General features: G+C 40.7%; 10 protein-coding genes. 1 reads left to right on the forward strand and 9 read right to left on the reverse strand.

Annotation, left to right across the window (positions count from 1 at the left end):
- Positions 1-26: 26 nt before the first annotated feature.
- The 9 genes from fabD to O0550_RS05360 form a co-directional block, all read right to left on the reverse strand.
- A complete protein-coding gene (gene fabD, locus O0550_RS05320; protein ID WP_258425768.1) occupies positions 27-1,283 on the reverse strand; it encodes an ACP S-malonyltransferase in 1,257 nt (418 codons plus the stop codon).
- Positions 1,284-1,387: 104 nt separating this feature from the next.
- Positions 1,388-2,341: a 2,3-diaminopropionate biosynthesis protein SbnA gene (sbnA, locus tag O0550_RS05325; RefSeq protein WP_258425769.1), complete on the reverse strand. Its 954-nt coding sequence runs from the start codon at positions 2,339-2,341 to the stop codon at positions 1,388-1,390.
- A gap of 545 nt (positions 2,342-2,886) precedes the next feature.
- Positions 2,887-3,648, reverse strand: a complete 762-nt coding sequence (gene fabG / locus O0550_RS05330; RefSeq protein WP_003340247.1) for a 3-oxoacyl-ACP reductase FabG — start codon at positions 3,646-3,648, stop codon at positions 2,887-2,889.
- Between the two features lie 72 nt (positions 3,649-3,720).
- Positions 3,721-5,622 (reverse strand): 6-bladed beta-propeller, encoded by a 1,902-nt coding sequence (locus tag O0550_RS05335; protein WP_268900745.1) that lies wholly within the window; start codon positions 5,620-5,622, stop codon positions 3,721-3,723.
- Position 5,623: 1 nt separating this feature from the next.
- Positions 5,624-6,667, reverse strand: coding sequence for a 3-oxoacyl-ACP synthase (locus tag O0550_RS05340; RefSeq protein ID WP_258425770.1), 1,044 nt, complete (start codon positions 6,665-6,667; stop codon positions 5,624-5,626).
- Positions 6,664-7,074, reverse strand: coding sequence for a MaoC family dehydratase (locus tag O0550_RS05345; protein WP_258425771.1), 411 nt, complete (start codon positions 7,072-7,074; stop codon positions 6,664-6,666). The genes O0550_RS05340 and O0550_RS05345 overlap by 4 nt, the downstream gene beginning before the upstream one ends.
- Positions 7,075-7,094: 20 nt before the next feature.
- Positions 7,095-8,654 (reverse strand): o-succinylbenzoate--CoA ligase, encoded by a 1,560-nt coding sequence (locus tag O0550_RS05350; RefSeq protein WP_258425772.1) that lies wholly within the window; start codon positions 8,652-8,654, stop codon positions 7,095-7,097.
- A gap of 19 nt (positions 8,655-8,673) precedes the next feature.
- A complete protein-coding gene (locus O0550_RS05355; RefSeq protein ID WP_258425932.1) occupies positions 8,674-9,258 on the reverse strand; it encodes a TetR/AcrR family transcriptional regulator in 585 nt (194 codons plus the stop codon).
- A 692-nt stretch (positions 9,259-9,950) separates the two neighbouring features.
- Positions 9,951-10,601 (reverse strand): anthranilate synthase component II, encoded by a 651-nt coding sequence (locus O0550_RS05360; RefSeq protein WP_003340259.1) that lies wholly within the window; start codon positions 10,599-10,601, stop codon positions 9,951-9,953.
- Positions 10,602-10,884: 283 nt separating this feature from the next.
- Between O0550_RS05360 and pabB the strand changes: the two genes are divergently transcribed.
- Complete coding sequence (pabB, locus tag O0550_RS05365; RefSeq protein ID WP_258425773.1) at positions 10,885-12,426, forward strand: aminodeoxychorismate synthase component I; 1,542 nt, start codon at positions 10,885-10,887, stop codon at positions 12,424-12,426.
- Positions 12,427-12,464 lie beyond the last annotated feature (38 nt).

Below are 12,464 nucleotides of genomic sequence, written 5' to 3' on the forward strand. Positions count from 1 at the left end.
AGGTGACGGTTCAATCAATTTTCAAATCAGTAATTCTGAAACTCAGGAAGCAAATAGCCCGTCCCTGTTTCGTCTAGAATTTCATCAAAGCGTTTTTTCTGTTCCTCAGTTGGAGTTTTTTTGGTTACAAATACCGATGTCAGCATATCAAGGGCTTCACGCATTTGTTTTACGGTTGGTTCTACGCCTGTCTCTTCCAGCTCATTTTGTAGCTTTTGAATCCGTCGATATGGCTCAATCACACCTTGTTGATACGCTTCAGCATCCATATTTCGATTTGGTGTTGCAACAGCAACAGCTAAGCATTTTGTAATTACACTAGGAATAAAGGCTTGATAATCCGTCGGGAATCCCATCATTTCTTTCACGCCAACAACATCCTGTGCTACATCATATGAATAGGCAAGTACATCAGGATATTCCTTTTTCATTAAATTGCGCAAGACCTTATTCGGTCCAAACTCGATTACTTTCCGAATGCCCTTTTGGTATAAAAACTGCATAGTGGCAAGCCATTGAACCGGTGCCGTCACTTGTGTAGTCAAATTTTCTACAATTTGATCACTGCTTGTGTATGGCTGTCCATCGACATTCGCAATGACAGAATAACGCATAGGCTGATAGCTATTTTGTTGAAGCTCCGTCTGTAAAGAGGAAGCAACTGATTGCATTAGTGGACTATGAAACGGGGCGCTAACACGCAAGAATATGACTGTAGCCCCCATCTGTTCCAGTTTTTTTGCTGCCTTTTCAATCGCTTGGCGATGACCGGAAATAACTACTTGACGTGAGGAATTAATGTTAGAAAGATGCGCAAAGTTCTCCTCATCTGAATATTCACAACAAACCTTTTCAATGTCAGCCTTGTCTATTCCCGAAACAGATGCCATCGCTCCAGTTCCTTGAGCCGTTATTTCCTGCATAAGTAGACCGCGCTTGTGAACGAAACGAACTGCCTGTGAAAAATTCATTGCTCCAGCGCAAACAAGTGCGGAATATTCACCTAAGCTATGTCCAGCGACAAAATGAGGCTTGACACCTATCTCCTGCATATAAACACGCCAAAGAGCAATACTTGTAGCTAAAATAGCTGGTTGAGCATTAGCCGTTTTGGTCAGCTCCTCAAGATCGCCTTCGATGCATAGTTTACGTAAATCAAATCCTACGATCTGCTCGGCCTCTTCAAAGGTCCTTCTAGCAATGGCGTAATGATCGCATAATTCTTTTCCCATATTGACATATTGTGAGCCTTGTCCAGAAAACACAAATGCTAAATCTCTCATGTATTCATCACTCCCCCATTACGTATTTTGGTTTACTAGTCATAAATAACGCCCCCAAAATAGATGCTTGATGATAGATAATCGTGATAGGACGTTTTATATCGTTATGATTGGTGTAGGCAGAATTTTTCTACCCACTCTTTGTTATAAATCGTATCCACATAAGATAAACCGCTATCAGGACAAATAAAGACTACATTCGGCGGTGTTTGAAATGTCTTGTCAGCAAAATAATGCTTGATAGCATAATAGGAGCTGCCCGATGAGCCACCTACAAATAAAGCGTGCTTTTCTAGCAGTTCGTGACACCCTTGGATTGCTCGATACTCAGGTACATGAATCACCTCGTCGATCATAGCCTCCTTCAGTATTTCTGGGACCATGCTAGATCCAATCCCTGGAATAAAGCGTTTTTTCGGACTATTTCCAAATATCACCGAACCCTCTGTATCTACTGCAATAACCTTAACGGATGGAAACTTTTCTTTTAATCTGCGGGACACACCAGCAATGGTTCCACACGAGCTAACACCGATAAACACATAATCCAGATGTTCAAAGGAGTCGGCAATTTCCCTGCCTAATCCATGATAATGAGCCAGGAAGCTATCCCGGTTTGCATACTGATTTGTCCAAAATGAATCTTTGATTGTACGTAGAAGTTCATTTACTTTTCTTATTCGATTTAATAAATAACCACCAGTCTCGTCTCGCTCGGTTACTTTTATCACCTTGGTAGCGGTGACACGTAAAACCTTTTCATATATCTCATTAATATTATTATCAACAATAGGTATAAAGGGAATTTCGAGCTTTTTACATAAATAGGCTAATGCGATGCCAAAATTTCCGGAAGTAGATTCAATTACAGTAGTCGTAGAGGTTATTTCGCCTCTCTCAATTGCAGATTTTAATATGTAATAAGCCGGCCGAACTTTCACACTTCCACTATAATTCTGAAATTCCAGCTTGGTATACAGGTTCATCGTATCGTTTTTCAAATGTAAAAGAGGTGTATCACCAATAAATGACTGTAGCTCGTCTAGTTTTGATAGCATAAATTACCTCTCCCTTTGGTATTCGTATTGCCTCAATGCAACACTTCGCTTGCATTCCTTTTCATAAAAGTGCATGCTGATTAAGCTATCACCTTCAATCAAACAAAATAAAGTGCTCTAGCTACTTTCTGTTAGAAGCGAATAATCAAAAAGTGAATTGTGAGTAAATTCAAAACAAACAGCAAATAGTATTCACATTCCTGCTATGAAATAAAATGACTTTTTAAGATAATCTTTACTATAAAAGCATATTATTGAAAAATTTTTTCCATATTTTTAATATACCTAAACTTTCCAGCGATGTCTATATGACGAAAAGCTAAAATTTACTATATTCACTTTTTTTCAAAAAGGTAATTCTTTTATTATTATGGAAAAATAGGCCATTATTGAATTTTAAGAATATATTATAAATAAATGCTTCCTTATATTTTATAAATAAAATTTTTCCTCCAGCGTTTTTTTATCTAATAAAGAAATTATTAATTTTTGTTAATAAAGCGCACCATCTCTTCATGAGATCAGCGCGCTTTATCGTTACTTGTTTAAATAGACAGTCCGCCATTCACCTCTAAGACCGTCCCGTTTACATAATCTGCATCCTCTGAGGCTAAGAATAGGTATGCTTTTGCAATATCAGATGGCTTCCCTAGACGATGGAGAGGAATTTGGGCAACCAAATTTGACAGTACCTTCTCAGGTACCTTTAGAGCCATTGAAGTTTCAATAAAGCCCGGAGCAACCGCATTGACCGTTATTCCCTTTCTACCTAGCTCCTTGGCCCACGTTTTTGTCATCCCAATTACTCCTGCTTTAGATGCAGCATAGTTGGTTTGGCCAATATTACCAGCACAGCCGACAATAGATGATGTATTAATAATTTTACCCGAACCTTTCTCAATCAGATGCGAAATAACTGCTTTTGTGCAGTAGAAAACCCCATTCAGGTTAACATCAATAACCCGTTGCCATTGCTCTACCGTCATTTTTGCTACCATAGCATCCTGCGTAATCCCCGCATTGTTAATCAAAATGTCCACTGTGGAAAATGCTTCGATTACACTTTGAACCAGCTTCTCGACACTCTCCATGTTGGAGACATCTACCTGTACATACCTAACATGCTCAAAACCAGCCTGCTGGCACTCCTCCAATAGGGTGATTCCCGCGCTTTGATTATAATCAGCGATGACCACCTTTGCACCTTCCGCTAAAAACAGCTTCACGGTCTCTTTTCCTATACCATTGGCTCCTCCTGTTACGATCACTACTTTTCCTTGTAGCTTCTGCGTATTAATCTGACTCATAGCAACTATTTCTCCTCTCTATCAGCTATTTGGAGTATATTCACTCGAAAAACCAACATGCACCATTATTTTTTAGTCCGATGGAACGAATTTTTGAAGCCGTTGCAGCAGCCCATCCGCAATCCACAGTGCTCCTGAAGAATCAATCCCTACTCCCTGCGGAGAGAAAAAATGTCCGTCTGCTCCACTAAAATGCCCCCATTCCTCAAGAAAATTTCCCTCTTGATCGTACATTTCCATTCGATTGTTCGAGGTATCCGTGACATAAACACGATCCTGTTTATCTATGGCAATACCGATTGGGAGAAACAAATCCCCTTTTCCTTCCTTCCAATTTCCCAATGGGTCTGTTGCACCTGCGCCACCATTTGTTCCCCATTTAGCTAGAAACCGACCGCTATTATCAAACTTCTGAATACGATGATTATTCCGATCCACCACATATATGTTGTCTTTTGAATCAATGGCTAATTGCATTGGCTGGTTAAACTGGCCGTCTTTTGTTCCCTTTTGGCCCCATTCTGTCATGTAAATGAAAAACGGATTAAATTTTTGAATCCGATGATTAAGTGTATCTGCCACAAAGATGTTTCCTTTACTATCAACTGCTACTCCTGCTGGAAATTGAAAAAAACCGCTGAGATAGCCCATCGAACCATAGGTAGCTACAAAAACACCCGTATAGGTAAATTTCTGAATGCGATGATTCACAGAGTCAGCAACATAAACAAATCCGTAAGCATCTATAGCAACCTGACGTGGAACGATAAATTGACCAGGCAAACTGCCAAAAGCATTGGGGCCACCATTTCCGAAATTATTGCCCCATTTTCCAACCAGCACTCCACTGGAATTATACTTTAGAATCCTATGATTAAATGAATCAGCCACAAAGATATTGCCGCTTTTGTCAATTTCCACATCGAAAGGACCCGCATACTGCTTTTTGTCACCACGAGAGTTTCCGATAGAACCATCTAGCACAGCACTCAAAACGGAATCTTTATAGACAACAATCCGATTATTCCCCGTATCTGTTACGTAGAATTTCCCACCCCCATCAGGCAACACCTGGTTTGGATAGATTAAAATCGGAAATAGTCCCACAGTATACAAAAAGCGATCCTGCTGATCAAATTTCATGATCCGATTGTTAAAGGTATCTGCCACGTAGAATGCACCTGATAAAGGATCGAAATTGATGCCTCTCGGAAAATTAAATTGGTAGGGTCCAAGACCAGATTCACCTTTTCCAATCTGTCTTTGGAACTTGCCTTTATCATTAAATACCTGTATTCGATTATTAAATGTATCAGCTATGTATACCTCATCAGTTGGACTAATTGCAATTCCTTGTGGGAGAGCAAGCTCCCCTTGTCCTTTTCCGTATGTGCCAATCGTTAGTAGATACGTCCCAGCCTGATCAAACTTTTGAATACGATGATTATATTCATCAGTAACATAATAGTTATTCTTGCTGTCAACCGCTAGCTCTCGTGGAAAACCAAACTCTCCTTCCCCTTTCCCACGGGTTCCCCAGCTTTTTAAAAAATGGAATTGATGATCAAACTTTTGTATCCGATAATTCCCCGTATCTGCTACTAGAATATTCCCCTCCTTATCAATAGCGACTCCGAACGGCATGTTGAACTTTCCTGGCTTGTCACCAAGACCACCAAAGGTCTCTAGTACCTTACCAGACTTATTCATTTTCACAATCCGATGATTCCCCATATCAGCCACATATATATTGCCAGTAAGATCCTTTGCCATAGCGACTGGCGTACGAAACATCGAAGGATCGTCTGCTTCATTTCCCCAAGCTTCTGAATACGTAAAGCTTGAGGCAAACACAGGTGACCCCACAAGGAAAATTAGGGAAAACGAACAGATTATGGCGAGTAGGTTGGTTACAAAAAGTGTATGAATCCTTGATCGCTTATGACAAAAAGGGCGATTTTCCAAGCTTTTCATATTAGCAATCCTCCCCCATCGATTCAAGAACGGTAGCTGCCCAGGTATATCCCGTACCAGCACTTACTGCTACGACAATGTCTCCCTTATGCAACAGATGCTTCTCCTGTGCAAAATGCAAACCAATGCATGGGTCTAATGCTGACATATGTCCATGATGATCTAAATAAATCGCCTGATCCTCAGCTAGGCCTAGACGTTGTAATAACCCTCTAAACATGGAACGCTTGGTATGCAGTGGTAAAAGTAGCTTTATATCCTGAATGGTTTTTTCGCTCTTTTGTAGTGCTAATTCAATCACTTTCACAAAAGCAGGAACGGATATGGGATCAAGACGCTCCTTCATGCCAGAAGGGTTCGTCACGTCAATATAATGAAGACGCTTCTCCACCGTATCGTGGCTTGCTGGATTTTTACTGCCACCCCCAGGTACCTTGACATCATCGTGAAATGATCCATCAGTTATCACAGCTGATTGTAAAATGCGACTCTTAGAAGCTCCGCGTGTAACTAATGCAGCAGTTCCACCATCAGCGAAGTTAAACATGAACCGGGATCGCGGATTGTCGTAATCAATAATGTGCGATTCTTTACACCCAGCAACGAGCAGAATATTGCGAATACTATTATCAGCCGTTAGCATATCCTTTGCCACCTTTAAAGCGATAGGAAAGCAGGAGCTGACATTCATAATTTCAAAAGCATATGCGTTTGTAGCCCCTAGCTCATGCTGAATTTTAGCTGCACACGACCACACGTAATAATCCTTGTGCGGGCTACCAAAATAGATAATGACATCAAGCTCTTCTGGACGAATTTTCTTTCCTACAAATGATGTAGCAGCCGCTACCGCCAGATCAGATGCGTGAAGCGTATCATCCGCTACATGTTTTTCATAAAGTCCAAACTTTTCTATGATAACGGATGCAGGAATACCTGTTTTTTGAGCGAGCATGTCTGCTGTTTCGATGTGAGGAGGGAAATAAACACCCGTTTCCTCAATCCCAATACTAACACTTGCTATGTCACTCTGTTTTCTATTCATATCTTCTCCCCTTCTCCTGGCACCACCATAGTAGCTATCCCAGTAAGAACTACTTTGCCATGTTGATTCGTACATTCTGTTACTAAAGTTAACGTTTTTCGTGCTTCATTAAACTCTTTTACAGTAGCAGTGGCTGTGATGGTATCTCCAATAAACACAGGAGCCTTAAATTGCAAGGTCTGATCCTTATAAACTGACCCTTTACCTGGCAAATGCATCCCTAGTAGACGGGATAATAGGCTAGCTGTTAGTAGTCCATGGGAAATTCTCTGTCCAAACCGCGTATCACCTGCATATTCCTTATCAACATGGATGGGATTGTAATCGCCGCTTAATCCAAACATCACGAAATCTGTTTCTGTCATGGTTCGGCTAAATGAGGCACTCTGTCCAATCTTAAAACTCATTGTTGCAGTCACCTTCCTTATCAATGATTTGATCCTATCCTTTGCAAAGCAGTTTTATTGATCTTACCTGTCGCATTTCGAGGCAATTCAGTCAAAAAGACAAAGTATTTAGGTATTTTATATTTTGCGATTTTCATTTGACACGCTTGCCGAATTATTTCCTCTGTAAGCGTAGCACCTTCTTTTATGACTACAAAAGCCTTTGCTACCTCACCCCATTTCTCATCTGCTACACCAACCACAGCCACTTCAGCTACTTCCGGTAATGAGCCAATCGCTTGCTCTACCTCTAAAGGATAAATATTTTCGCCACCGGATATAATCATTTCCTTGCGACGTCCAGCAATATAGAGAAAGCCTTCTTCATCCCTTCTCGCTAAATCACCTGTATAAAACCAACCATTACGCATTGCCTTTGCCGTCTCGTTGGGTAAATTCCAATACTCCTTCATCACGTGAGGACCCTTTATTGCCAGTTCGCCCACTTCCCCATTTGGTACCTCCTGATCATGCTCATCCACTAGCCTAATTTCACAAAAAAGGACAGGCTTGCCAATAGAGCCAACCTTATGGCGTGCGTCCTCAGCTGAAAGCATACAAACAGTGGGGGATGTCTCGGTTAGACCAAAACCCTGTCCAAAAGGAAGCCCTCGATCCTGATAATACAAAATCAGCTCATGTGGGCAAGGGGCGCCTCCATTATAAAACCAGCGGACGGAGCTCAGGTCTGTAGTGGAAAATAATTGACTTCTTCTAAGTGCATCATGAATAGCTGGAACCCCCATGACGATTGTCACTTGATACTGTTGGATCATTTCTAAGGCTTTGTCTGGATGAAATCTGCCCACAATAACAATGCTTCCTCCTGCAAACAATGTTGGAAAAGCAAACAGTCCAATTCCTCCGATATGAAATAAGGGTAGTAATACAATGGAACGATCACTCGAAGTAATATCTAAAGAGGTCAAATTATGGAGCGCATTCCAAAACATATTTTCTTGTGTTAATACTGCTCCTTTGGGGCGTCCTGTGGTGCCAGAGGTATAGCAAATTAGATAGGGGTCTTTAGCATTCATCTTTTCATATATGAGAGGTTCACTTGACAACAGATTGATAGCGTTTTCAAAATCAGCTTCAATAGCAGTGGCTACTCGATCTCGTGCTTCTTCACCGGAAACATGTTTCTTGTGATCCATCCAAATAATCTGTATCAAACTCACCTTCGTTTCCAGTTGATCGATGATAGGCTGAAATTCATGTTGTGTAAACAATACTTTGGTCCCACTATCCTCTAGCTGATAGGTGAGTTCATTCGCAGTCAATCTTATATTCAGCGGAACCGCAATACCGCCCAGCTTAGCAATAGCAAACAATAATAAAACATAGGACAGACTATTTTGTGCTAAAATCCCTACTCGGACTCCAGCATCTACCCCACATTCCTGTTGGAGAAACCGAGCGAACTGATTCATCTTTTGCCCCATTTCCTTATAGGTAAGCTGTTGCTCTTCTGTAATGATGGCTATTCGATTAGGCGTATTCTGTGCTCGCTGGTCGATCCAGTAAGCAATCCCTTGCATAGACATCCTCCTTTCCTAATTACTTGTTCTCAGTTTTTTTCCCCATACCTTGCAGAATAAAACTCATCGCTGTTTCAAATACCTCTACCGGCACCTCTTGATTTTCCCAATAAACCCATCTCATGCCTAAAAACTGTCCAATTGACATCAGACAATAAGCTAGTGTCTCCTTATCTAGTGAGCGAAAAGCCTTCTCCTCCATTGCAGCCTCCAAGCTTTTGATAAAGCCACTCGCCAGCTTATCATAGTACCAGCGATACAACGCCTCATCTACTAACACGGCTTGTTGTACGATCCCATATAGGTTCCGATGTTCTTTTACCCACCGAAAAAATGCTTGGAAGCCAAGTCGTAAAGCTTCTTCATGGGAATGAGCTTTTATCACCTCTAGCTTAATTTGGGAACGTAAATCACGGCTTAGTTGTCTAATTAGCTCTTCATAAATTGCTTTTTTGGAAGAAAAGTAATTATAAAAAGTGCCTTGGGCTACTTGGGCCTCTTGGGTAATCATAACGATGGACGCTTCATAATACCCATTTGCCCCAAAGACCTGCTCGGCTGCTGTCAATAATTTTTGTCTGGTTTCTTGCCCTTTTTTTGTCATGTGTGTCGTGGCTGTTTGCCCTAGTTCTCGCTCTATTTCTGACACCTGAATCACCTCTCAGTTTTTATTATAATTAATTTTCTGATTTTTTCAATATTTTTATCCTTTAAAAAGAAAAAGGACAGAGTGCAGATTATTCTGACTCACTCCATCCCTTTCCTGCGCGAATTAGCTTATTGGTTTGAGCTTATCTACATCAACGATTTTTTCTTTGATTAAAGCAGCTATTGCCTTATAGTGAGCATCTCCATTCTTTACAAAGGAGACTTGGTAACATATGTCATTTTCTACCCAGAAATAAGAGATGATATCCGGCTCACTTGAAGAGCTCATTTCCTCATCAATTTTATATGGCTCCGTTTTTAGTACTTCCCGGCCTTCTATGATTACCGGTATAACTTTAACAACGAATTTCTTGCCATCTATCCGCTCGAAAGGAGCATCCCGCTCTTTTTCATATTCGTATACATTTTTTTGTCCTTGATTTGTTTGTAAGAAAACCCTGAAATTCCGTCTGTTTTTTTGTTTATTTGTACTAAATAAAGCTCAGGATATGGGGGAACTCGGAATCGCTCATCTCTTTACATACTTCCCGAGGGCAATATACCAATAAGCTAATAAAAAATCCCCTCCCAAGCGAAAATTAACGCAATCAGGAAGGGAAGTTCATGTGCAGCCCCATGATGTTCAACTTACATGACTAGACATTTTGGATGGAGGATTTCATTCTCAGAGTCCTCTAGCTGTGCTTTTTTTGAAGAATGATATTTTCTGGTCAGTTCTGTAAAGTTTTCAACTAATTGCTGGCCAAATTCAGTACAAATTGACTCCGGGTGAAACTGTACTCCCCAAATGGGCCGTTCTGTATGGCGCAATCCCATAATGATACCATCACTTGTCCACGCCGTTTTCTCAAGGCATTCAGGGAGTCTATCCTCAACTATTAGAGAATGATAACGAACCACCTGAAAGCCTTGTGGAATTCCACTAAATAACGCTGAATGATTATGCCATATGTTGCTTAATCTCCCATGCATCGCCTCTGGTGCATGAATGATTTTTGCACCAAATATATGACCAATTCCCTGATGCCCAAGACAGACCCCTAAAATGGGAACTTCAGCTTTAAGCAAAGCGTCTCTACAAATCCCAAAATCCTTTACATTTGCCGGGGTTCCTGGTCCAGGTGAAATGACAATGTTATCAAACGACAGGTTCTGTAATTCCGACCATGTAAATTGATCGTTACGAACGACTGTTGGCAACACTCCACTTGTAGACGCGAAAAGTTGATAAAGATTGAACGTATAGGAATCATAGTTGTCAATTAATAAGGTCTTCACAGTCTTTACTCCTCTCCACTGCAAAAGGGCATCCTCACATTATACTGGGATTATTTTTTCGAAAATGTATGGTTTCAGGAAACATGCTGTATCAATCATACGTGAATTTAGGCGATCAATAAATCTTTTTAGGATAAGTAATTCCATCCAGATGCCCTTGATGCGTTTACAAGACTTTTAGACTCCTCAAAAATAATTTTGCAATTGCTATCAATTTTATGTAACTATCAAAGGGAGGAAATTTCCTACACACAATACTTACGTGATTAACATATACAAGGAGATGTGTATTTTGTCTAACATTCCACCTCATTCAATTGTCCCTCAGGGAATATCTTACAAAAAGACAGATACATGCCCAACTGTCAAGGTTATCAGCCGAAAAGTAACGATGTATGTAGAACCAGAAAGAGTCTTTCTTCATTTATTCGCAAAAGAAACATATACATACTGGTTAGATAGCAATCGTGTAGACTCAAATTTGTCACGTTTTTCATTTATGGGAACAAACGATGGTCCATTAAGCCGGGTTATTTCCTATGAAACAGCGACCAAGCAGATCAAAATAAAAGATTCTACGGGCCAAACTGAAGTCACTGAGAGCATTTTTGATTATTTAGACCGCGAATTATATAGCATGCAACAAGAATCTACTGAATTGCCTTTTGATTTTAACGGAGGGTTCGTTGGTTACTTTGGCTATGAATTAAAAGCAGAATGCGGTGCTTCCCTACACCACACCGCAGCAACCCCTGACGCAATGTTTATCTATGCCGATCGACTGCTTGCTTTTGATCATCAGGAAAAGTGTATCTATTTGGTTAGCATTGTACCCATTCATGATCCTGCTTCAGCTGACCTGTGGTTTGAAAGTATGGAACAAAAACTCAAAAACCTTCCCCTACAGCCAGCTTTAGAAATTCCCAATACAGGTGATGTCAAGCAACCGCTTTCCTTTCACTTAAGTCAATCGCACTCACAATATGTAGATAGCATAGAGGCATGCAAGCAATATATTTTAGACGGTGAAACATATGAAATTTGTTTAACGAACCGAATTCATACGCGGGAGAATTTCGATCCAATGTTGACGTACCGAATTCTACGCGAGATTAATCCAGCTCCTTACTCTGCTTTTTTCAAGTTTCACGACCTAAGTATCCTATGTTCATCTCCAGAGAGGTTCCTAAAAATCGATCAAAATCGATTGGTTGAGGCCAAGCCTATAAAAGGTACCATAGCACGCGCCTCTGATTCCGAGGAGGATATGCGTCTTGCAGAACAATTACGCAGCAGTGAGAAGGATCGGGCCGAAAATCTCATGATTGTTGACCTGTTGCGCAATGATTTAGGCCTAGTATGTGAAACGGGAAGCATTCGTGTTCCCAAATTAATGGCTATTGAATCCTATCAAACGGTACACCAAATGGTATCTACAATTCAAGGAACACTCAGACCTGAGCTGTCAGCAATCGATTGCATACGTGCTGCATTTCCTGGAGGTTCAATGACCGGGGCTCCGAAATTGCGCACATTGACATTCATCGATGAATTGGAAACCAACGCTCGGGGCATCTATTCTGGTGCTATTGGATTTCTAGGGTTAAACGGAACAATTGACCTCAACATTGTCATACGAACCATTGTAATGTCCCCACAAACAACGACAATAGGTGTAGGAGGCGCCATTATAAGTCTCTCTGATCCAGAACAGGAGTTTGAAGAAATTTTGTTAAAAGGACATGCTTTGATCAAAGCACTAACCATTTCACGTTATGGCAAATTTGACGATCAGCTATGGACATTACATGAGACGAAGGCCTAAGTGCGCATATAACCCAAAGATCAGTACTTAGAACATGA

It is taken from the genome of Brevibacillus halotolerans (genome assembly GCF_026891775.1).
GTDB lineage: Bacteria > Bacillota > Bacilli > Brevibacillales > Brevibacillaceae > Brevibacillus_B > Brevibacillus_B halotolerans.

What these genes read in the sequence shown, in the direction of transcription:
- fabD (WP_258425768.1), bottom strand. Translation starts at nt 1,283, where the DNA reads ATGAGAGATTTAGCATTTGTGTTTTCTGGACAAGGCTCACAATATGTC.
- O0550_RS05345 (WP_258425771.1), bottom strand. Translation starts at nt 7,074, where the DNA reads ATGAGTTTTAAGATTGGACAGAGTGCCTCATTTAGCCGAACCATGACA.
- fabG (WP_003340247.1), bottom strand. Translation starts at nt 3,648, where the DNA reads ATGAGTCAGATTAATACGCAGAAGCTACAAGGAAAAGTAGTGATCGTA.
- O0550_RS05340 (WP_258425770.1), bottom strand. Translation starts at nt 6,667, where the DNA reads ATGAATAGAAAACAGAGTGACATAGCAAGTGTTAGTATTGGGATTGAG.
- O0550_RS05350 (WP_258425772.1), bottom strand. Translation starts at nt 8,654, where the DNA reads ATGCAAGGGATTGCTTACTGGATCGACCAGCGAGCACAGAATACGCCT.
- O0550_RS05355 (WP_258425932.1), bottom strand. Translation starts at nt 9,258, where the DNA reads ATGACAAAAAAAGGGCAAGAAACCAGACAAAAATTATTGACAGCAGCC.
- sbnA (WP_258425769.1), bottom strand. Translation starts at nt 2,341, where the DNA reads ATGCTATCAAAACTAGACGAGCTACAGTCATTTATTGGTGATACACCT.
- O0550_RS05335 (WP_268900745.1), bottom strand. Translation starts at nt 5,622, where the DNA reads ATGAAAAGCTTGGAAAATCGCCCTTTTTGTCATAAGCGATCAAGGATT.
- pabB (WP_258425773.1), top strand. Translation starts at nt 10,885, where the DNA reads ATGTGTATTTTGTCTAACATTCCACCTCATTCAATTGTCCCTCAGGGA.